Source organism: Paraburkholderia oxyphila NBRC 105797, assembly GCF_000685075.1.
Taxonomy (GTDB): Bacteria; Pseudomonadota; Gammaproteobacteria; order Burkholderiales; family Burkholderiaceae; genus Paraburkholderia; species Paraburkholderia oxyphila.
Window position 1 is genome coordinate 1 of sequence record NZ_BAYD01000001.1, and the last position, 20,773, is coordinate 20,773.

Below are 20,773 nucleotides of genomic sequence, written 5' to 3' on the forward strand. Positions count from 1 at the left end.
CGGTCTCACTGGCGGTGTGTTCGGCAGTAACTATCAGGACGTGTTTGCGTTCATCGTGCTGATCATCGTGCTCGTGTTCCGTCCGTCGGGGCTGCTGGGCGAACGTGTTGCGGACCGTGCATAAGAGGGGGTAGCACAACATGACTTCTATTCAACCGATCGAGCCGTCGACGACGCTGATCCCCGAGAAGAACACGACCAGGACCCTCACGGTCGGGATCGTGACGGCCATCGTCGTGGCCGCGCTGCCCTTCGTGGTCGGCGCCGCGGGCGGCAACTACTGGGTCCGTGTGCTGGACTTCGCGATGCTCTATGTGATGCTCGCGCTGGGCCTGAACGTGGTGGTGGGCTTCGCCGGCCTGCTGGACTTGGGCTACATCGCGTTCTATGCGGTGGGCGCCTACGTTGCCGCGCTGCTGACCTCGCCACACCTCACGAACCAGTTCGAGTGGATCGCGCACATGTTCCCGGGCGGCATGCATACGCCGTACTGGATCGTCGTGCCGTGCGCGATGGGGCTCGCCGCTTTTGCGGGTATCGTGCTCGGCGCGCCGACGCTGCGTCTGCGTGGCGACTATCTCGCGATCGTGACCCTCGGCTTCGGGGAAATCGTTCGTATCTTCATGAACAACCTCGACCGGCCGGTGAACATCACCAACGGGCCGCAGGGCATCACGGGCGTGGCGCCGCTGCATGTCGCGGGCATGGACCTCTCGCAGCCGCATACGATCCTCGGTTTCACGTTCACCGCGGTGTACTGCTACTACTACGTGTTCGTGCTCTGCGCGCTGCTCGTGATCTGGGTGTGTACGCGCCTGCAGCACTCGCGTATCGGCCGTGCATGGGCCGCGATCCGCGAAGACGAAATCGCCGCCAAGGCCATGGGCATCAACACCCGTAACGTGAAGCTGCTCGCGTTCGCGATGGGCGCGTCGTTCGGCGGCCTCTCGGGTGCGATGTTCGGTGCTTTCCAGGGCTTCGTTTCGCCGGAGTCGTTCACGTTCTGGGAGTCGGTCGTGGTGCTCGCCTGCGTGGTGCTCGGCGGTATGGGCCATATTCCGGGCGTGATTCTCGGCGCGGTCCTGCTGTCGATCTTCCCCGAGTTCCTGCGCTCGACCATGGGACCGCTGCAGCATGCGCTGTTCGGCCACCAGATCATCGATACCGAAGTCATTCGCCAGCTGCTCTACGGTCTCGCGATGGTCGTCATCATGCTGTACCGCTCGGAAGGCCTGTGGCCCGCGCCGAAGCATGAGGACAAGATCGCGAAGATTGCGAAGCGTACGAGCAAGAAGCCGGTGCGCGCCTAAACGACAGGACGGGAGATACAGCATATGAGCAACAACCAGATCCGCCTGTCCGTGAAGGGCGTGAACAAACGCTTCGGCGGCCTGCAGGCACTCTCCGATGTGGGCCTGCAGATCGAAGCCGGCACGATCTACGGCCTGATCGGCCCGAACGGCGCGGGCAAGACCACGTTCTTCAACGTGATCACGGGCCTCTATACGCCGGATTCGGGCGAATTCCGGCTCGACGGCGACACCTACACGCCGACCGCCGTCTATCAGGTGGCGAAGGCGGGCATCGCGCGCACGTTCCAGAACATTCGTCTGTTCGGCGGTATGACCGCGCTGGAAAACGTGATGGTGGGCCGCCACGTGCGCACGAAGCACGGCCTGCTGGGCGCGGTGTTCCAGACGCCGGCCGAGCGCAAGGAAGAGCGTGAGATCAAGGAGCGCGCGCTCGAACTGCTCGAATACGTGGGCATTTCGCAGTACGCCGACTACACGTCGCGCAACCTCTCGTACGGCCACCAGCGCCGTCTGGAAATTGCGCGGGCGCTCGCGACCGATCCGAAGCTGCTGGCGCTCGACGAGCCGGCGGCGGGCATGAACGCGACCGAGAAGGTCGAACTCACGCGCCTGCTCGACAAGATCCGCGCCGATGGCAAGACCATCCTGCTGATCGAGCACGACGTGAAACTGGTGATGGGCCTGTGCAACCGCATGACAGTGCTCGACTATGGGAAAGTGATTGCCGAAGGCCTGCCGCACGACGTGCAGAAGGACCCCAAGGTGATCGAGGCGTATCTGGGCGCGGGAGTTCACTGATGGCTACACCGGTTCTGAAAATCAAGGGCCTGCAGGTCAACTACGGCGGCATTCAGGCGGTCAAGGGCGTGGACATGGAGGTCCAGCAGGGCGAGCTCGTCACGCTGATCGGCGCGAACGGCGCGGGCAAGACCACCACCATGAAGGCGATCACGGGCCTGAAGCCCTACTCGGCGGGCGACATCGAGTACATGGGCCAGTCGATCAAGGGCGTGCCGGCGCACGAGCTGCTCAAGCGCGGTCTGGCGATGGTGCCGGAAGGCCGTGGCATCTTCGCGCGCATGTCGATTGTCGAAAACATGCAGATGGGCGCGTACCTGCGCAACGACACGGACGGCATCAAGAAGGACGTCGATCGCATGTTCGGCTTCTTCCCGCGCCTGAAGGAGCGCGCGGCGCAGCTCGCGGGCACGCTCTCGGGCGGCGAGCAGCAGATGCTGGCGATGGCGCGCGCGATCCTCAGCAAGCCGAAGCTTCTGTTGCTCGATGAGCCGTCGATGGGTCTCTCGCCGATCATGGTCGAGAAGATCTTCGAGGTGGTGCGCACGATCTCGTCGGAGGGCATCACGGTGCTGCTCGTCGAGCAGAACGCGCGGCTCGCGCTGCAGGCGGCCAACCGTGGCTACGTGATGGACTCGGGTCTCGTCACGATGGAAGGCGACGCCAAGCAGATGCTCGACGATCCGAAGGTGCGCGCGGCGTATCTGGGTGAGTGAGCGGTAGCGGTCTTCACGACCGCGAAAGAACGAAAGCCGCATGGACCTGAGGCCCATGCGGCTTTTTTCATGGTACGGCGAGTAGAGCGCCGGTAGCTACGCGCTTGCTTCGGATTCCTGCATGCCGAGCCGCTTGCCGAGGCTCACGACCGCATCGGCTCGATAGCCGAGCGCATCGTAGAACGCGAGCACGTCGGGCTTGCTGCTGAGCACCTGGAGATTGAGCTTCGGGCACCCCATTGCGGCGAGCGCATGCTCCGCATGGTGCACGAGCCGGGTACCGATGCCGAGCCGCCGCGCATCCGCCGCCACGGCGAGCGAATAGAGCCAGCCGCGATGGCCGTCGTAACCCGCCATCACCGTGCCGACGACCGCGCTGCCTTCGCCATCTTCGCCACGCACCGCCACGAAGAACAATTCGGGCTGCGTACCGAGCTTGTTCGCGATCGACAGGCGCGGATCGCGGTGCGGCCGGCCGGTGTCCCCATATTCGGGAAACGCGTCCAGCCACAACGCGAGCACGGCGTCGGTATCGGCCACGGTGAAGGTGCGGATCGAAATGGACACGGGGCGCCTTTTTGCGTGCTTACAGCGAATCGAGCACCGTGCGCAGCATCGCCATCATCTGGTCGATCTCTTCGTTGGTCACGTTGAGCGCGGGCATGAAGCGCAGCAGATTCGGGCGCGCCGCGTTCAGCAGCAGGCCGTCCGGTTGCATGAGGCGCGCCTTCTCGACGATCTCCGGGCCGATGTCCTTGCCGAGCAGCAGCGCGCGCAGGAGACCTTCGCCGCGCTCGCCCTGGAAGCCGCGTTCCGCCGACAGTTCCAGCAGCTTCTCGCGCAGATACTCACCACGCGCACGCACGCCTTCGAGGAAGCCCGGCGCGACCAGTTGCGAGATCACCGAATACCCCACGGCCGTCATCAGCGGGTTGCCGTTGTAGGTGCCGCCCTGATCGCCCGCTTCGAACACCGTGATTTCCTTCTTCGCGAGCAGCGCCGCGAGCGGCACGCCGCCGCCGATGCCCTTGCCGAGCGTCATGATGTCCGGCTCGATGCCCGAGAGCTCGTAGGCGAAGAGGGTGCCCGCGCGGCCGCAGCCGCTCTGCACTTCATCCGCGATCAGCAGGATGCCGTGCTTCCTGGTGAGCGCGCGCAGTTGCTGCATGAATTCGCGGGTGGCGGGAATCACGCCGCCTTCGCCCTGGATCGGCTCGAGCATCACGGCGACGGTTTTGCCCGTGATGAGCTTCTCGACCGAGGCGATGTCGTTGAGGTCGGCCTTCGGGAAGCCCGGCACCTGCGGCGCGTAGATCGTGTCCCAGCCCGGTTTGCCGCTTGCCGACATCGTCGCGAGCGTGCGGCCGTGGAAGCTGTGGTCGAACGTGATGATCTCGTAGGCGCCGTCGCGGTGCTTCTTGCCCCACTTGCGCGCGAGCTTGATCGCGCCTTCGTTGGCTTCCGCACCGCTGTTGGCGAAGAACACCTTGTCGAAGCAGCTGTGCTCCGTGAGGAGGCCGGCGAGCTTCGCCATCGGCTCGTTATAGAAGGCGGGCGACGGGTTGATCAGCAGGCGTGACTGCTTTTCGATCGCCTCGATCATGCCTTCGTTGCAGTGCCCGAGGCTGTTGACGGCCCAGCCCTGGATGAAGTCCAAATATCGCTTGCCTTCGTTGTCGTAGAGCCACGACCCCTTGCCATGCGTGAAAACGATTTCGGGCCGGTTGGTGATGTACATCAGCGACTCGATCGGGTACTCGGAAAAATTCATGGCAACGGGCTCCGCGCTGGGACTGCAATAAGGGTTGGAAAGAAGCCGTCAAAACCGGCAGACAAACAAAAAGCCACGGACTGGCCGTGGCTTTCGTGATTCGAACTCCATGTGCGTTGGGGGTTCAACCCACATGCAACGCGCGTCCGCGACCGAGCCAGGCCCTAGAGATGGGGCAGGCGTCGACGTCGAAGAGCGGACAGGATGGAGTTCATGGGCGCAAGAATACGACAAGGGCGGCGGCGCTGTAAACCGTCAATGTGCCGATTTGCTTCGATCAGCCGAAGAAATTTTCGTGACGGCGCGCCGGCCCGCTTACCGGGGTGCACCACTACGCGCGCAAATGCGCAAAGGCATTGCGCGCGCAACGGGTGCGCGGCAGGGGCACACGACGCCTGCCCCTGCGCCGCTCAGACGGGGTTCGCGAGGTCCGCGGCGCTCGTGAACGAGTCCGCGTAGAACTCGTCTTCGGGCAGCCCGTGATGTTGCGAGAAGTCGCGCTGCGCCGACTCGACCATCACCGGCGCGCCGCACGCATACACCTGGTAGCCGGAGAGATCGGGCAAATCCTCGATCACGGCGCGGTGCACGAAGCCCGTGCGGCCGGTCCAGTTGTCGTCGGCGGCGGGCTCGGAGAGCACCGGCACGAAGCTGAAATTCGGGATGTCCTTCGCCCACTGCTCGGCGAGATCCAGCAGATACAGATCCTTCTTCTGGCGTGCGCCCCAGTAGAGCGTCATCGGGCGGTTCAGATTCTTGTGGGCCGCATGCTCGACGATCGCCTTGAGCGGCGCGAAGCCGGTGCCCGAGGCGAGCAGCACGATGGGCTTCCCGGAATCCTCGCGCAGGAAGAAGGTGCCGAGCGGCGCCTCGAAGCGCAGGATGTCGCGCTCCTTCATCTGCGAAAAGACGTGGTCGGTGAACTTGCCGCCCGGCATGTGGCGGATGTGCAGCTCGAGCGGGCCTTCCTCGTGCGGCGCGGTGGCCATCGAGTAGCTGCGGCGCGTGCCGTCCTTGAGGATGAACTCGAGGTACTGGCCCGCGAGGTACTGCAGACGCTCGTTGGCGGGCAGTTGCAGCTTGAGGACGACGACGTCGTCGGCTTTGCGCTCGATCGCGGCGATGCGGGTGGGCAGCTTGCGCACCTGGACGTCGCCGACGCCCGCCACCTCGCGGATATCGATTTCGAGGTCGGTCTGCGCCGTCGCGCAGCAGAAGAGCGCCATGCCGCGTGTTTTCTCGTCGTTCGAGAGCGCCGAAGCGGCGTGCGCGCGCTGCTCGACCTCGCCGCTGCAGACCGTGCCCTTGCACGAGCCGCAGGCGCCGTTCTTGCACCCGTACGGCAGGCCGACGCCCTGGCGCAGGGCCGCGTTGAGGATGGGTTCGTCGGGTTCGACCTGGAACTGCCGGCCGCTTTGCTTGAGCGTTACGTTGAAGACCATATTCGAGAAGGCTTGAGTCTGAAATCCGGGAGATTGAGCTGGGTTGCGGCTCGTTTCGCCGATGTTCGGCGTGCTTGAGCCTGTCTGAGCCTGTTTCGGCCTGCTCGGGCCGTCGCCGCACGACGCCGGCGGCTAAAATGGGTCCACCATGATTGCCACACGAACCTTGCGCCGTGCGCGCATCCTCATTGTCGGTTGCGGCGACGTCGGTTCGCGCTGCGTCGCCCAGTTGCAGGCGCGGCGCAGCCGACCGCGTATCTTCGCGCTCACGCGCCGTCCAGAGCAAACCGGGACGCTGCGCGCCGCGGGCGCGGTGCCGGTCGCCGGCGACCTCGACGTGCGCTCGCGCCTTGCGCGCCTCGCCGGGCTCGCGAGCGTCGTGCTCCACCTCGCGCCACCCGCCAAAGACGGCGACGACGACTTGCGCACACGCAGGCTGATTGCGGCGCTCAAGGCGCGTCGGCGCTCGGCGGCGCGGCCCGCCCAAAGCGGGGCATCGCGCCGCGCGGCGAGAGGCGCGCCAGCGCGTACGCCAAGGCCGGCAAAACCGTCGACATCGACGCGTACCATGCGTCCGAAATCGCTCTCTATTGTACCCGAGCGCACCCGCCGCACCGCCCATCCCCACCCCGCGCAGCCCACGCTCGTCTACGCGAGCACCACGGGCGTCTATGGCGACTGCGGCGGTGCACGCATCGACGAAACCCGTCCGGCGCGGCCTGCCAACGCGCGCGCGAAACGGCGCGTGGCGGCCGAGCGGCAGTTGCGGCGCGCAACGGCGCGTGGCGCGCTCAAGGCGACCATCGCCCGTATCCCCGGCATCTACGCCGGCAACCGCCTGCCGCTCTCACGGCTGGAGAAACGCACGCCGGCGCTGCTCGAGCAGGACGACGTCTACACGAGCCACATCCACGCCGACGATCTCGCGGCCATCCTGCTGCGTCTTGCCACGCACGGACGCCCGGCGCGCGTCATCCACGCCAGCGACGATAGCGAGCTGAAGATGGGGGACTATTTCGACCGCGTGGCGGACGCGTTCGGCCTCGCGCGCCCACCGCGCATCAGCCGCGCAGAGGCGGAGCACGAACTCGATCCGACGCTGCTTTCGTTCATGCGGGAATCGCGCAGGCTCGCCAACGTGCGGCTCAAGCGCGAGCTGCGCGTGCGCCTGCGCTATCCCGATGTGGATGCCTTTTTGCGCACGCTGCCGCCGCGCCCGTGAAGCCGGGCCGGCGGCGCGGCGCAAGCGTGCCGTTCACGTGATTGCCGGCAGCGCTTCGAGCAAGAGGAAGCAGAACAGGGCCCCGATGAGCGCCCCGATCAGATTTGGATGGTATTGATGCCGCAAATGCATCGACGCCAGCAAGCCGCCAATCAGAATCGCCCCCAGCGCCATGAATGCCATCAACACGAAAGAGATTTCGAATGAGCCGTTGATGATCATGATGCCCCTCCTTGCAACTTGTAATCGTTGTTGAGTCGAGTATAGGGCGGAACGTCTGGAAGGGCATGCTGCGGCGCGGCGCAACGAGGAGCGAAGCTGCGCGCGTGAGTGGGCGAACGCACGAAGGGCAGGCCGTGCGCGGCGTGCGCCGTGGTTTACCCCGTGTTGCGCAGCGCGTCGAGCGCGGCCGCATCGAGCCATTTCCATGCGCCCGGGGCCAGATCCTCGGGCAGCGCGAAGCCGCCGATGCGCTCGCGATGCAGCGCTTCCACGCGGTTGCCCGCGGCGGCAACCATGCGCTTGACCTGGTGGTACTTGCCTTCGAGCACGCTCAATTCGAGCTCGTGCTCCCCGCGCGCCTGCGCGGCGACGGCGGCGCTGGGCTCGCGCTCGCCGTGCAGCAGGACGCCTTCGCGCAGCGCCAGCAACTGCGTCTCGTCGAGCGGATGGCGCGTGGTGGCCACGTAGACCTTGGGCACCTTGCGTTTGGGCGAGGTGAAGGCGTGCACGAACTGGCCGTCGTCGGAGAGCAGCAGCAGGCCGGTCGTGTCCTGATCGAGACGCCCCACGGACTGCACGTTGCGCGCGGCGAACTGCGGCGGCAACAGGTGAAACACGCTCAGATGATGCTGCGGGTCGCGCGAGCACTCGTAGCCCGCGGGCTTGTTCAGCGCGAGGTAGGCGTGCGCGTGGAACGGCCAGGGCGAGCCGTCGACGCTGAACACGAGGCCTTCGGTATCGAAGGTGGCGAGCGGATCGGCGCAGGGCTCGCCCGCGACGGCCACACGCGCGTCGAGGATCAGGCCGCGGCACTGGCGGCGCGTGCCGAAGCCCTGGGTGAAGAGAATGCTTTCGAGGTTCATGGCGGGACGCCGGCGGCTACAAACCGCAGCATTTTAGCGAACGCCAGCGTGCCATCCGCGCACATGTCCGGATCGAATGCGTTTTTCCACGCGTGATGCCGCGATGGCGCATGAGGTGCCGCGCGTCCTGGGCGTTCCGGTTGAGACGCTTCACGGCGTGTCTTGCGAGGATGGCGTAACGTATCGCAACGCACCGGCCGACGCGTGAATCGCGCGCCGCGCCCGACAGTTCACGAGGAGAACGGCATGGCGAAGACGATCGCGGATTATTTGGCCAAGACGCTCGAAGCAGTTGGCGTCGAGCGTATCTGGGGCGTGACCGGCGACAGTTTGAACGGGCTCTCGGCGAGCTTGCGCAAGCTCGGCACGATCCGCTGGATGCATACGCGGCACGAGGAAGTCGCCGCGTTCGCGGCGGGCGCGGAAGCCGCTGCGACCGGCCGGCTCGCGGTATGCGCGGGCAGTTGCGGCCCCGGCAATCTGCACCTCATCAATGGCCTGTACGACTGCCATCGCAATCACGCACCGGTGCTGGCGATTGCCGCCCACATCCCGTCGACGGAGATCGGCCTCGGCTACTTTCAGGAAACCCACCCGACCGAGCTCTTTCGCGAATGCGCCCATTACGTGGAACTCGTGACGAACGCCTCGCAGTTTCCGCGCGTGCTCGCCACGGCGCTGCGCACCGCCATCGACCAGAAGGGCGTGGCCGTGATCGTCCTGCCCGGCGACGTGGCGCTGCTCGACGGCCCGGAGGAAGAGCCCGTCTGGGCGCAGCACGCGCGGCCCGCGACGCTGCCGGCTTCCGCGGACCTCGACCGGCTGGCGGACCTGCTCAACCGTTCGGAGGCTGTCACGCTGCTGTGCGGCAGCGGCTGCAAGGGTGCGCACGACGAAGTGGTGGCGTTCGCCGACACCCTCGGCGCGCCGACCGTGCACGCGCTGCGCGGCAAGCAATATGTCGAATGGGATAACCCGTACGACGTGGGCATGACGGGGCTGATCGGCTTCAGCTCCGGCTATCACGCCATGATGTCGTGCGACACGCTCGTGATGCTCGGCACCGACTTTCCCTATCGCAACTTCTATCCCGAGCACGCGAACATCGTGCAGATCGACCGCAACGCGGCGGCGCTGGGCAAGCGCGCGCCGCTCACGCTCGGGCTGATCGGCGATGTGCGCGAGACCTTGCGCACCCTGGCGCCACGCCTCACGCGCAAGACCAATCGCCATTTCATCGAACGCGCGCGCGAGCACTACGCGAACGCGCGCAAGGGACTCGACGACCTTGCGCGTCCGGCGCCCGCGGGCAAGCCGCTGCATCCACAATACGTGACCTCGCGCGTCGACGCGCTTGCCGCTGACGATGCGATCTTCGCCGTCGACGTCGGCACGCCTACGCTCTGGGCCGCGCGCTATCTGACGATGAACGGACGCCGCCGCCTGCACGGTTCGTTCAACCACGGCTCGATGGCGAACGCAATGCCGCAGGCGCTGGGCGCGCAGGCCGCGCACGCCGGGCGCCAGGTCATCTCGCTCTCGGGCGACGGCGGGCTTTCGATGCTGCTGGGCGACATTCTCACTGCGCGCCAGCTCGATCTGCCGATCAAGATCGTCGTCCTGAACAACGGGTCGCTCGGCTTTGTCGCGATGGAGATGAAGGCGGGCGGCTACGTGGAAACGGGCACCGATCTCGTGGCGACGAATTTCGCCGATATCGCGAAAGGGGCGGGCCTCTTCAGCGTGCGCGTGGAGACTTCGGAAGCGCTCGATGACGCATTGCGCGAGGCGTTCGCGCATGACGGCCCGGCGCTCGTGGACGTGGTGACGACCAAGCACGAGCTGGCGATGCCGCCGAAGCTGCAGTGGGCACAGGCGAAGGGGTTCAGCCTCTATATGCTGCGTGCGGTATTGAGCGGGCGAGGGGACGAGGTGGTGGAACTCGCGCAGACCAACTTGCGCTGATTCGCTGGGGCCGGCCTGCGGAGATTACGCGCCGGCAGCAAAAAACCCGCGAAGCCTTGTGCTGTCGCGGGTTTCTGTCCTTCGCCGGTGCTTGCCGGAATATTCTTTGGTCGGGCCGGAATGGAAAAATCCTTGCTAATTCAATGCTGGCGGGCGTCTGTTGTTTTCGCGCTGAAGAGATACCACCAAAAATACCACCAGAAGAGGCGCGCTGGCCCGGCGATCCGGGGAGCACGTTATCGCGGCAGACCTGAATATTCCGCTTGGTGTTGAGCCGACTCCATAGGTGCGCTTCGACTGCTACAGCCCCAGAGGAAACTGTATGTGCCGCAAAGCCTGAACGGCTGCATCTGTTCCGCATCAAATCACTGGACTCTTACCTACCGCAAAGTCTCCCATTTCGCTGCGTGCTACGTATACCAGCCTCAGATCGAGATGGAGGAGACATGGCGTTACCCGAATGGGGCAATTCCTATAACGCGCTCTACGTCCCGCTCAAGGGCGGTTGGCAGTGCGCGCTGGTGCCCGCTCGCGATATCGACGACGTATACCGTGGCTGGCGGCTGTCTTACGAGGAGCGCCAGAAGGCGCAGAAGGCGCGCGCAGACCAGATAGAGCAGGACAGGCGGGATTTCGATCAGCTATTCAGGGTGAGCATTGCTCGCCGTGCGTCGCGTACCTCAGGCGATTTCAGCGCCTACGCGGACTTCATCAGCAAGCATGTACGTGGGCGATGGCACACGCCAATCGACGGCGAAGATGTCACGCGCATTCTGCGCGAAGCGGTGCGAGATGGCTTGATCGTCCCGGCCATTGATCGTGATTGGCGAGGTAGTGTCGGTGTATCGAAGCGGTACGCGCCGCAAACCTGGAGCGAAACATATCGAAGCGCAGGCGGGGGCGGAGTGGCCGCCGCCAGCACGCGCGGCAAGACGTTTCACCAGTCTGTGATGGAATCGATGGGCCTTGATGCCGACGGCGCGACGGCCTACATCGAAAAGTACAACGCGATGGTCGAGCGCATCGAGGCAATACAGGCGGCGAACGCCGCGAAGCGCGCAGCAGCCGCACTGGCGAGCAACGGCGACGACTTGCTTGGCGTGGTGGAGGGGGCAGCCGGGGCGGTGCTTGGCGGGGGTGACGGCTCGGACGATGGAGAGGATGCTGACGATAGCGGTGCGCCTGACGATGACCTTTTCGGCGCCGGCTCAGCCAGCGATTCGACGCCGCTCGGCGATGCGCAGCCGTTTGAGTACAGCGAAGACTCAGCGAATAGCGATGTGACTGACCTTGCCGCGCGTGGCGTGAGCGAAGAGGATGAGGCGGAATGCTTTGCGCAGTACGAGGAAGATATGGAAATGTGCGGCGCGGGGAGCGCCACCTATGGGAGTCCCGCTTACTACACCGAATGTTCCCAGCGGGCATTTAGTCGTTATCAACAATGCAGGGGGTATTGATGGAGGCAAAGCGTCCAACGTGTGTCATTACGCTCTATGACGAAGAAACGCAGACGATTTCGTATCACCACGTCGCACAAAGTGCGGTCGCTGCGGCCATCGGGAAAAGCGCCAGCTTTGATGTTCCGCTCGCGGATTTTGGGCACAAGGTTGACGATGAGTTTGCGCGAAAGCTCGGTGTAATGATTCTGCTTATCCTGGCCGGGCGCTCTCCGTCGCTGAAAAGTCAACTAGCTATCACGACGAGCACGAGCGGCGACTCTGAACCGCCGACCACATAGGCCGCCAGTATCCAGAAACGCAAAAGCCGACCCTCGCGAGTCGGCTTTCTTGTGGCCGCCAGCCGGCGCGGCGCACTGGATCAGATATCAAGCAGCTTCGCGCAAGTATCGCGCTCTTTTTAGCCTGGCGCGTTGCCGGTAGCCCGACCAATCGGAACCACGTCAGCGCCGACCTTTATGCGATCGAGATAATCAGCCCATCGTTGCATCATCGCACGCCGTTCCTTGATGAACCGTGTGCGGTTGTAGGCGCTGCCGAGGTTATCGGACACGGCGTGCGCGAGCTGGTGCTCAATGACTTCCGGCTTGTGCTCCAGTTCCTCGTGCAGAATCGTTCTCGCCATTGCACGGAAACCGTGGCCGGTGATCTCAGTGCGCGTGTCGTAGCCGAGGCGACGTAGGGCGGCGTTGATTGCAGCCTCACTCATCGGCCGCTTGCGATCGCGCGCACCGGGGAACACATAACGCCCCGCGCCTGTGAGCGCGTGCAGTTCGCGCAGGATGGCGACGGCTTGGGCTGCGAGTGGTACCAGATGCTCGGTCTTCGTCTTGCTGACGTGGTAACGCCATTCACCGTTGTCCAGATCAAACTCTGACCACTCAGCCTGTCGCAGCCTCGCCGGGCCGCACGAACAGCATTGGTGCGAGCTTGAGTGCGCACAAGACAGGGAATGTCCCGGTGAAGCCGTCGAACGCGCGGAGCATTTCGCCCACCTTGGCGGGCTCGGTAATCGAGGCGAAATGCGTTGTCTGGGGTGGCGGAATCGCGCCCAGCAGGTCGCGAGCCGGATCGGCCTTGCACAAGCCTTCCTTGATACCGTAGCGAAACACTCGGCTGATCTCGCCACGGAGGCGGTGGGCGGTGAAACGCGCGCCGCGCGCATCGACACGCTTCAGCGCCTCGAGGATTTCCGGAGCTTCGATCTCAGTGACTGGGCGTTTGCCGAGCCAAGGGAAGGCGTCATTCTTGAAGCGCGCCGGCGTCTTGTCGTATTGCGCCGGCTCAACCTATGGGCGGCGCTCCTCCACCCATGCCAGCGCGACTGCCTCGAAGGTGTTGACCGCTGCCAGGCGCGCAGCGCGCTTGTCGGCCTTCTTCGTCTCGCCAGGATCGACGCCCGCCGCCAGCTTTTCCCGCGCCTCGTCGCGCTTCTTGCGTGCAGCCGCTAATGACACGTCCGGGTAGACATCCAGAGCCAGCGTCTTGTCTTTGCCGTTGAAGCGGTAATTCATCCGCCAGTACTTCGCCCCCGACTGCGCGATCTGGAGGTACATGCGGCCGCCGTCCGACAGGCGATTGCCGGTGCCGTCTTCGTTGAAGCGAGCGTTCCTGATCTGGGTGTCGGTGAGTGGCACGGTGGTATCGCGAGATGAAACGCGGTGGTAACTGGCTTTATGCCACCAAAAATCCCACCCGATACCACCGGCTGTCACCGCACCTTGCTGGACCATGCCGGAAAGAAAAAACCCGCGAAGCCTTGTGCTGTCGCGGGTTTCAGTACTTCACCGGAACGTGCCGGAATATTCTTTGGTGCCTCGGGCCGGAATCGAACCGGCACTCCTTTCGGAACCGGATTTTGAGTCCGGCGCGTCTACCAATTTCACCACCGAGGCAGTTTTCGCCGCCTGCTCTTAAAACAGACGCTCGAAGTAGCCGCAAATTATGGCGTAAATTTGCGGCCGCGGCAACCATAGACGTCGGCTCAGCGACAGTGCTCAGATCGTGCGCGAAAAGCGCTCAACCTGCTGGGTCCCGAGGTAGCGGTCGAACACCATGGCGATATTGCGCACGAACATGCGCCCGGCGGGCAGCACTTCGATCCGGTCAGAACTGCGCGCGACGAGCCCGTCGGCTTCGAAGGCGCGCAGCCGTTCCAGCTCGGGCGCGAACACGGCCGGGAAGCGTACGCCATAGGCTGCCTCGAATTCGTCGAAGCGCAGCTCGAGATTGCACATCAGCTCGGTGATGATGTCGCGGCGCAGGCGGTCGTCGGAGCTCAGGCGCACGCCGCGCGTCACGGCGAGCCGCCCGGCGTCGATGGCGGCGCCGTAGCCCGGCAGATCCTTGGCGTTCTGCGCGTAGACGTCGCCGACCTTGCCGATCGAGGAGGCGCCGAAGCCGATCAGGTCGCACTCCGCGCGCGTGCTGTAACCCTGGAAATTGCGATGCAGCGTGCGTTGCGCCTGGGCGCGCGCAAGCTCGTCGGTGGGCAGCGCGAAGTGATCCATGCCGATATAGACGTAGCCTGCGTCGGTGAGCTGCTCGACCACGAGCTGCAGCAGCGCGAGCCGTGTGGCCGGCGAGGGCAGTGTGGCGGCGTCCATCTGGCGCTGCATCTTGAAGAGCTGCGGCATGTGCGCGTAGCCGAATACCGAAATGCGCTCGGGCGCGAGCAGCAGGATCGTGTAGAGCGTGCGCTTGAAGCTGGCGACGCTCTGATGCGGCAACCCGTAAATCAGGTCGACGCTGATCGACTCGAAGCCGTTCGCGCGTGCCGTGTTCATGACGTCGACCGTGAGCTCGAGCGGCTGGACGCGGTTGATCGCGCGCTGCACGATGGGATCGAAGTCCTGTACGCCGAGGCTCAGCCGGTTGAAGCCGAGCGTGCGCAGATGTTCGATGGTTTGCACCGACGCTTCGCGCGGATCGATTTCGATCGAGTATTCCCCTTCGCTGTCGGGGCGCAGCGCGAAGTGCTCGCGCGTGGCGGCCATCAGCGTGCTCATTTCCTCCAGCGAGAGAAACGTGGGGGTGCCGCCGCCCCAATGCAGCTGCGAGACCGGCCGCGTGGTATTGAACAGCGCCGCCTGCAGCTCGATTTCGCGCACGAGTTGCTGCACGTACGGTTTCGAGCGCCTGCGATTTTTTGTCGCAACCTTGTTGCAGCCGCAATAGAAGCAGACGGTGTCGCAGAAGGGGATGTGGAAGTACAGCGAGAGGTCGGTTTCCGCTGCGCCGGGATCGGCCGCGGCGTGCCGGTAATGATCGAGATCGAAATCGTCGCGGAACTGCAGCGCGGTGGGGTAGGACGTATAGCGTGGGCCGTTTGCGCCGTATTTGGCCAGCAGATCGGGACGAAACAGAAGGTCGGTGTCGCTCATGCGGGGGACTCTGGGATGGCCGGCGCGGCACCCGCGGTGCGCCTCGCGGCATCCAGGGCGGGGCATCTTGATGCGCCTGATAAGTTCAGTGTAAGAGTCCGTTGATCAGGATGTTTGTGTAAAAAGGTCGCATCTTGCGATGGCACAATGCGAAGTGTTGTTTGCCGTGGTCGCGGTTGCGCCGGGCGATGGTTTTTTTTTGAATCTGTAACAGTCTGGTTTCAGGAAGCAGTGGTGAGTGCCGGTTTCCCTTTTCCCGCGTCCGCGCATGCATGCCGCCGCGGTTGCGGCGCATGTTGTATCGCGCCGTCCATTTCGAGCCCGATTCCCGGCATGCCGCATGGCAAGCCCGCGGGGGTGCGCTGCGTGCAGCTCGACGAGGACTTGCAGTGCAAAATATTCGGCTCGCCGTTGCGTCCCGCGTGCTGTTCGGGTCTGCAGCCGCAGGCCGAGATGTGTGGCGCCTCACGCGAGGAGGCGCTCATCTGGATCGAGCGTCTCGAAGCCGCCACCAAGCCTTAGTTGTGCCGCTTGGGCCCGCTGAAACCCGTCGTTCCCCCGGTCGTCCCCGCATCGTCCATTAAGGAGATTTCGCATGATCCGACGCGCGACGCGCGCTTCTTCCCCTTCGCGCAACCCCGACGCGCCTCGCGCCGCGCGACGGGCTTTCGTGCTCTCGGCCTGTGCGGCGGCCTGCACGGCGATGTCGCTCGGCGCCTGCGCGTCCGGCATCTTTCCCTTCATCCCCGATCACTACACCTTCTCGCAGCAACAGGTGCAGGGCGCGGTGCAGCGCAAGTTCCCGTACCACCGCTCGGTGCAGCAGCTTTTCGATGTGACGCTCGCGAACCCGGTCGTCACCCTGCTTCCCGAGCGCAACCGCGTGGCCGTCCGTGTCGATGCGCATCTCGAAAGTCCGCTGATGCAGGAGCCGGTGAGCGGCGTGTTCACGCTCTCGAGCGAGCTCGCCTACGATGCGCCGAGCCGCTCGGTCATCCTGAGGTCGCCCACGGTCGACAGCGTCGATATGGCGGGCGGCGCTGCCATCTATGCGCAGCAGGTGAACGCCGTTGCCGCCGTGGCCGCTACCCAGCTGCTGACCAACTATCCCATCTACACGTTCAAGCCGGATCAACTCCAGTTTGCCGGTGTCAATTACGAACCCGGTACAATCACTATCCTTACAAACGGCATACGCGTGCAGATCGTCGAGAAATAAGCGACAGGAAGCTCGCCGCGCGCAGCCGTCGGCGGGCGGGCGCGCAAGTGCCGTACGGTCCCCCCGACGCAAATTTTTCCGCAAGGGGAGTGGGGATGGACTGGATTGTGACGTGCAAGGCCCTGATTCTAGGCATTGTCGAGGGGCTGACGGAATTTCTGCCGGTTTCCAGCACCGGGCACCTGATCGTGGCGGGTAGCGTGCTCAACTTCGACGGCGAGTTCGAAAAGACCTTCGACGTCGTGATCCAGCTGGGCGCCATCCTCGCCGTGTGCTGGGAGTTCCGCCGCAAGATCGGCGCCGTGGTGACGGGCCTGCCCACGCGGCCCGACGCGCGGCGCTTCGCGCTCAACATCGTCGTCGCGACGATTCCTGCCGTGGTGCTCGGCCTCTTGTTCGAGAAGGCGATCAAGTCGGTGCTGTTCTCGCCGGTGCCGGTCGCGTTCGCGCTCGTCGCGGGCGGGTTGATCATCCTGTGGGTGGAAGGGCGCCGGCGCGCGGGAGCGGGGGCCGGGGCCGGCAAGGCGCCGCCGCCTGCGCGCGTGAATTCGCTCGACGACATCTCGCTCTTCGACGCCCTCAAGGTGGGCTGCGCGCAATGCTGTGCGCTAATTCCCGGCATGTCGCGCTCGGGCTCGACGATCATCGGCGGGATGCTGTTCGGCATCGAGCGGCGCGTGGCCACCGAGTTCTCATTTTTCCTCGCGATTCCGATCATCTTCGGGGCGACCGTCTACGAAATGCACAAGACCTGGCAGACGCTCTCGGCCGACTGGCTCGGGCTCTTTGGCGTGGGCTTCGTCGCCGCTTTCATCAGCGCGTTCGCCTGCGTGCGCTGGCTCTTGCGCTACATCGCCTCGCACGATTTCACGGTGTTCGCCTGGTATCGCATCGCGTTCGGGCTCGTGATCCTGCTGTTCGGCTATGGCGGCGGGCTCGACTGGCAGTAACACGACACGCAGCGACGCCGCAGGCGGCGTCGCCGGAAAGCAAAACGGGCGCCGCGGCGCCCGTTTGTTTTGATGGTCGTACTTGCCGGCGAAGCGTCAGCTCGCGCGGCGCTTGAACACCAGATCCCATACGCCATGTCCGAGCCGCAGGCCGCGGCGCTCGAACTTGGTCACCGGACGATAGTCGGGGCGCGGCGCGTAGTCGGCGGCCGTGTTCTCGAGCGCGGGCTCGGCGCCCAGCACTTCGAGCATCTGTTCCGCATAGTTCTGCCAGTCGGTCGCGCAGTGCAGGTATGCGCCCGGCTTCATGCGCGAGATGAGCAACTGGACGAACTTCGGCTGGATCAGGCGGCGCTTGTGGTGGCGTGCCTTGTGCCACGGATCGGGAAAGAAGATGTGCACGCCGTCGAGGCTCGCGGGCGCGATCATCTGTTCGAGCACTTCCACGGCGTCGTGCTGAATGATGCGGATGTTCGTGAGGTTCTGCTCGCCCACCAGCTTGAGCAGCGCGCCCACGCCCGGCTCGTGCACCTCGACGCCGAGAAAGTCGTCGTCCGGGCGCAGCGCGGCGATCTCCGCGGTGCTGGCACCCATGCCGAAGCCGATCTCCAGCACGCGCGGCGCGTGGCGGCCGAACACGGCGTCCCAGTTGGCGGCCTCGGGCGTGTAGGGCACCACAAAGCGCGGGCCGAGTTCGTCGAGTGCGCGGCGCTGACCGGTCGAGACGCGCCCGGCGCGCGTCACGAAGCTGCGGATGCGGCGCAGGTGCAGGCCATCATCAGCGCTCGCGGGGCTCGCCTGAGCGTCTTCAGCCGCGGTATCGGGCGCAGCCGTTTCCTGCGACGGGGTCGCGGCGTGGTCATCCGCGTTGGCGGGCGGCGTGCAGCCAGTGCGGGCTGCGTCGTTCGGATCGTGGTTCATCTTCGAGGACGGGAGGTGAGGGCAGCGGGCTTCGCGGCGTCGGGCACTGTCGGCATGGCGCGCAGTGTCACCCGGATAGCGGCGTTCAAACGTTCGCGCCGCGTTGGACGGAAGGCTCGCGCGTGGACGCTGGCGGCGGTGCGGGGCACATGGCTGCAGATCGCCGCCGCTCGCAGCTGGCCGGAGCCGCTTCGGGCAAACCCGGCGCGACGCCGCGCCCGGTTGCGAAGCCGCCGCGCATTATAGCAGCGTGGCCCTGCGGGGCTTTAAGCGGTCTGGCGGGGCGCGGGGCCTCGCGGGCTCTCCGGCGGGCGGATTCAGCCCGCTGCCACCGTCACGTGCATGGGCGTGGGCACTTTCAGCTCGAACGCGTCGACGCGGCCTGCGCGCACATCGAACAGCAGGCGCGTGAGATCGGCCACCAGGGCCTCGTGATGCTGGGCGTCGGCGGACAGCTGCTCGTTGGTATTGGCCAGCAGCGTGGCGCGTGCTTTCACGATTAGCGCGATCGCACTGCGGCGAGACATGAAAAATCGTTCCATCGATAACGGCCTGCGCGGATGCACAGGGTAAGACACGGGGCGGCCGCGGGGATACACCGCCTGCAAGTGCTGATGCTAGCGCATCGACAAGCCGGTCTGCAGCGAATCGTGCAGCGGCGGATCTGGGGAAATCGCTGGAGCGGCCCATGGCCACTGCCCGCCAGAGGATAGTGGCGTGACGACGCGATTACGAATCTCAGGGAAGCCGGGACGCCGGAAGGATCGGCCGACTGGAGAGATGCCGCAGCGCCTTGCAATCATGCATGAGGCCGCGATGTGAATTCGTGGAGCGGGCGATGGGAATCGAACCCACGTCTCCAGCTTGGGAAGCTGGGGTAATAGCCATTATACGACGCCCGCAGAGCGCGCCATTTTACGCGGAATTCACCGGGTTGTGCAATCGCGCGCGTCCCGCGTTGCCGCGGGACGCGGCGCGGCGTCAAATTCCGAACAGGGTGAGCGAGACCGCCGCGCGCGTGACAACCATCAGCAGCACCTGGACGATGACGAACAGCAGAATCGGCGAGAGGTCGAGGCCGCCGAAGTTCGGCAGCACGCGTCGAATGGGATTCAGGAACGGCGCCGTGAGCTGGAACAGCACGGGCATCGCAGGCGAGCGCGGGTTCAGCCACGAGAGCAGCGCCATCAGAATCGTGAGCCAGATGAGCAGATTGAGCGCCCACTTCACGAGCGTGAGCACGGCGACGATCAGGAGCGTGGGCAACAGACCGAGCGGATCGACGCCCGCGAGCCATACCATCAGCAGCACGTAAACGATGGCGGCGATCAGCGCGGCGACGACCCCGGCCCAGTCGATGCCGCGCACGCCGGGAATCACGCGGCGCAGCGGCAGCACGAGCCAGTTGGTCGCTTGCTGGATGGCATGCGTCACCGGGTTGTAGGGCGGAACGCGGACGAACTGCAGCCAGACGCGCAGCAGCAGGGCGGCGCCGAACAACGTGAAAATCGTGTTGAGCAAAAAGCGGGCGATATCGCCGAACATCGGTGTTTTTTCCTTCTTGTGATGAGTGACGGTGCGTGGCCGCAGGTTCTGGGCGTGTGGTCCGCGGCCCGCGGCGCGAATCAGACGGAAACCTTGATTTCGCTGATCAGGATCGTGCCATTGCCACCGTCGGTATAGTTGGGAATGTCGTCGACGAGCACTTTCTGATGCAGCTTGAACACGGCGTAGAAGTCATCCAGCGTGTCGAACAGGAAATGCCCGGCTGCGACGTAGGGCGGCGGCGTGCCCGGCGGCCCCGCGTTGATCCCGATGTCGATCGACCAGCCTTTGAGCGTGTCCCCGAAGAGCTGCGCGGCGAGCGGCATATGCCGCTCGGCGTAGTACTCGGTGTCGAATCGGCCGTTTTCGCGGTAAGGATAAAGGATGCTGACCTTGATCATTGTGCGTTCCTGTCGATGAATCCCGATGCGCGCCGCTTGCAGCAGGCGTGCGCGCGCCGTTGCCACATTACCACGGCTTACGCGTTGCCAGTGCGGGTGCGAGGCGTCGGCTGCCCACTCGGTGCACGCAGGATTCCAGTTGTTTTTCCGGCCAGAGGCTAAAGTGAGTTGAGGCGCTCGTGCAAGGCCCCACACCGCGCAATGTTCGCTGACGTACCGATGCAACGGCGTGCTCCGATTAAAAAGGATGCGAAGAGCGGCGGCGAGCGTGTGGCAAGGCATGGGATCCGGCCGGCGAGCACAGGCCGCCGCCCGCGTGGCGGCGCTCGAGGCGTGCGGAATGACCGCCTTTGTGCAGCACGGGGACCGCGCGACTAACAGGTCCCACGCGATATGTCACGCACCTGCGGCTATCTCGCAACACCGCGGTCGTTGTTCGCAAACCTGCGCACAATGCTTCTATGGCTCCGGTTTCGTTGTTGCTGTCGTGCAATTGGGTTGTTTCCTGTCGGTTGTCCGATTCGGGAGGTCACCATGAGCATCTTCGCTTACCGAAAGCATCTGCGGTTTCTCACGCCCCATCAG

The 20,773-nt window shown here is 64.9% G+C and carries 21 protein-coding genes, 2 tRNA genes and 2 pseudogenes; 11 read left to right on the top strand and 14 right to left on the bottom strand.

The annotated features are described in order from the left end of the window. From BO1_RS57000 to BO1_RS00020, 4 genes and pseudogenes are all read left to right on the top strand, one after another. Positions 1-124, top strand: a pseudogene (locus BO1_RS57000) (branched-chain amino acid ABC transporter permease); the annotation flags it as partial. Positions 125-140: 16 nt separating this feature from the next. Then, positions 141-1,310 (top strand): ABC transporter permease subunit, encoded by a 1,170-nt coding sequence (locus BO1_RS00010; protein ID WP_028215776.1) that lies wholly within the window; start codon positions 141-143, stop codon positions 1,308-1,310. A gap of 24 nt (positions 1,311-1,334) precedes the next feature. Then, positions 1,335-2,111 carry an ABC transporter ATP-binding protein gene (locus BO1_RS00015; protein ID WP_028215777.1) on the top strand — a complete coding sequence of 259 codons (777 nt, stop codon included), beginning with the start codon at positions 1,335-1,337 and terminating at the stop codon, positions 2,109-2,111. Next, positions 2,111-2,827, top strand: coding sequence for an ABC transporter ATP-binding protein (locus BO1_RS00020; protein ID WP_028215778.1), 717 nt, complete (start codon positions 2,111-2,113; stop codon positions 2,825-2,827). The genes BO1_RS00015 and BO1_RS00020 overlap by 1 nt, the downstream gene beginning before the upstream one ends. A 96-nt stretch (positions 2,828-2,923) precedes the next feature. Here BO1_RS00020 and BO1_RS00025 read toward each other — a convergent pair whose 3' ends face one another. The 3 genes from BO1_RS00025 to BO1_RS00035 form a co-directional block, all read right to left on the bottom strand. Next, a complete protein-coding gene (locus BO1_RS00025; protein ID WP_043283452.1) occupies positions 2,924-3,394 on the bottom strand; it encodes a GNAT family acetyltransferase in 471 nt (156 codons plus the stop codon). 19 nt (positions 3,395-3,413) lie between these two features. After that, positions 3,414-4,598: an acetylornithine transaminase gene (locus tag BO1_RS00030; RefSeq protein ID WP_028215780.1), complete on the bottom strand. Its 1,185-nt coding sequence runs from the start codon at positions 4,596-4,598 to the stop codon at positions 3,414-3,416. Positions 4,599-5,008: 410 nt separating this feature from the next. Next, positions 5,009-6,040, bottom strand: coding sequence for a CDP-6-deoxy-delta-3,4-glucoseen reductase (locus BO1_RS00035; protein ID WP_028215781.1), 1,032 nt, complete (start codon positions 6,038-6,040; stop codon positions 5,009-5,011). Positions 6,041-6,188: 148 nt separating this feature from the next. Between BO1_RS00035 and BO1_RS00040 the strand changes: the two genes are divergently transcribed. Next, positions 6,189-7,262, top strand: coding sequence for an NAD-dependent epimerase/dehydratase family protein (locus BO1_RS00040; RefSeq protein ID WP_028215782.1), 1,074 nt, complete (start codon positions 6,189-6,191; stop codon positions 7,260-7,262). A 33-nt stretch (positions 7,263-7,295) separates the two neighbouring features. On the opposite strand, the gene BO1_RS00045 is transcribed toward BO1_RS00040, so the two are convergent. Both BO1_RS00045 and BO1_RS00050 read right to left on the bottom strand, forming a co-directional pair. Then, positions 7,296-7,484 (bottom strand): hypothetical protein, encoded by a 189-nt coding sequence (locus BO1_RS00045; RefSeq protein WP_028215783.1) that lies wholly within the window; start codon positions 7,482-7,484, stop codon positions 7,296-7,298. A gap of 155 nt (positions 7,485-7,639) precedes the next feature. Beyond that, positions 7,640-8,347: a pseudouridine synthase gene (locus BO1_RS00050; protein WP_028215784.1), complete on the bottom strand. Its 708-nt coding sequence runs from the start codon at positions 8,345-8,347 to the stop codon at positions 7,640-7,642. A 246-nt stretch (positions 8,348-8,593) separates the two neighbouring features. Here BO1_RS00050 and poxB point away from each other — a divergent pair, with 246 nt between their 5' ends. The 3 genes from poxB (at position 8,594) to BO1_RS49160 (ending at position 12,050) form a co-directional block, all read left to right on the top strand. Further along, positions 8,594-10,312 carry a ubiquinone-dependent pyruvate dehydrogenase gene (gene poxB, locus BO1_RS00060; protein WP_028215785.1) on the top strand — a complete coding sequence of 573 codons (1,719 nt, stop codon included), beginning with the start codon at positions 8,594-8,596 and terminating at the stop codon, positions 10,310-10,312. 446 nt (positions 10,313-10,758) lie between these two features. Beyond that, positions 10,759-11,769 (top strand): hypothetical protein, encoded by a 1,011-nt coding sequence (locus BO1_RS00065; RefSeq protein ID WP_028215786.1) that lies wholly within the window; start codon positions 10,759-10,761, stop codon positions 11,767-11,769. Beyond that, positions 11,769-12,050 carry a hypothetical protein gene (locus BO1_RS49160; protein ID WP_156992069.1) on the top strand — a complete coding sequence of 94 codons (282 nt, stop codon included), beginning with the start codon at positions 11,769-11,771 and terminating at the stop codon, positions 12,048-12,050. Before BO1_RS00065 ends, BO1_RS49160 begins: the two co-directional genes overlap by 1 nt. 119 nt (positions 12,051-12,169) lie before the next feature. Here BO1_RS49160 and BO1_RS49165 read toward each other — a convergent pair. The 4 genes and pseudogenes from BO1_RS49165 to BO1_RS60890 form a co-directional block, all read right to left on the bottom strand. Then, positions 12,170-13,406, bottom strand: a pseudogene (locus BO1_RS49165) (tyrosine-type recombinase/integrase). A gap of 173 nt (positions 13,407-13,579) precedes the next feature. Further along, positions 13,580-13,664 (bottom strand) — tRNA-Leu (locus BO1_RS00080). A 102-nt stretch (positions 13,665-13,766) separates the two neighbouring features. Further along, the gene (gene hemN / locus BO1_RS00085; protein WP_028215787.1) at positions 13,767-15,152 is read right to left on the bottom strand and encodes an oxygen-independent coproporphyrinogen III oxidase; all 1,386 of its coding nucleotides are present in this window, start codon (positions 15,150-15,152) and stop codon (positions 13,767-13,769) included. Positions 15,153-15,237: 85 nt separating this feature from the next. Further along, entirely contained in the window at positions 15,238-15,447 is a 210-nt protein-coding gene (locus tag BO1_RS60890) for a hypothetical protein (protein WP_245643675.1), read from the bottom strand. On the opposite strand from BO1_RS60890, the gene BO1_RS00090 reads away from it, so the two are divergent. From BO1_RS00090 to BO1_RS00100, 3 genes are all read left to right on the top strand, one after another. After that, complete coding sequence (locus BO1_RS00090) at positions 15,384-15,674, top strand: YkgJ family cysteine cluster protein (protein ID WP_043283454.1); 291 nt, start codon at positions 15,384-15,386, stop codon at positions 15,672-15,674. The two genes, BO1_RS60890 and BO1_RS00090, sit on opposite strands and share 64 nt — an antisense overlap. A 181-nt stretch (positions 15,675-15,855) precedes the next feature. Beyond that, on the top strand, positions 15,856-16,371 hold the full coding sequence (locus tag BO1_RS00095; protein WP_245643673.1) for a DUF1439 domain-containing protein: 516 nt from the start codon (positions 15,856-15,858) through the stop codon (positions 16,369-16,371). Between the two features lie 95 nt (positions 16,372-16,466). Continuing rightward, positions 16,467-17,321, top strand: a complete 855-nt coding sequence (locus BO1_RS00100; RefSeq protein ID WP_028215790.1) for an undecaprenyl-diphosphate phosphatase — start codon at positions 16,467-16,469, stop codon at positions 17,319-17,321. A gap of 96 nt (positions 17,322-17,417) precedes the next feature. Here BO1_RS00100 and trmB read toward each other — a convergent pair whose 3' ends face one another. The 5 genes from trmB to BO1_RS00125 form a co-directional block, all read right to left on the bottom strand. Further along, a complete protein-coding gene (trmB, locus tag BO1_RS00105) occupies positions 17,418-18,242 on the bottom strand; it encodes a tRNA (guanosine(46)-N7)-methyltransferase TrmB (RefSeq protein WP_028215791.1) in 825 nt (274 codons plus the stop codon). Between the two features lie 317 nt (positions 18,243-18,559). After that, positions 18,560-18,769 carry a hypothetical protein gene (locus BO1_RS00110; protein ID WP_028215792.1) on the bottom strand — a complete coding sequence of 70 codons (210 nt, stop codon included), beginning with the start codon at positions 18,767-18,769 and terminating at the stop codon, positions 18,560-18,562. Positions 18,770-19,069: 300 nt separating this feature from the next. Beyond that, positions 19,070-19,144, bottom strand: a tRNA-Gly gene (locus BO1_RS00115). Positions 19,145-19,223: 79 nt separating this feature from the next. After that, positions 19,224-19,787 (bottom strand): YggT family protein, encoded by a 564-nt coding sequence (locus BO1_RS00120; protein WP_028215793.1) that lies wholly within the window; start codon positions 19,785-19,787, stop codon positions 19,224-19,226. An 80-nt stretch (positions 19,788-19,867) separates the two neighbouring features. Further along, positions 19,868-20,188 carry an EthD family reductase gene (locus BO1_RS00125; RefSeq protein WP_028215794.1) on the bottom strand — a complete coding sequence of 107 codons (321 nt, stop codon included), beginning with the start codon at positions 20,186-20,188 and terminating at the stop codon, positions 19,868-19,870. Positions 20,189-20,773 lie beyond the last annotated feature (585 nt).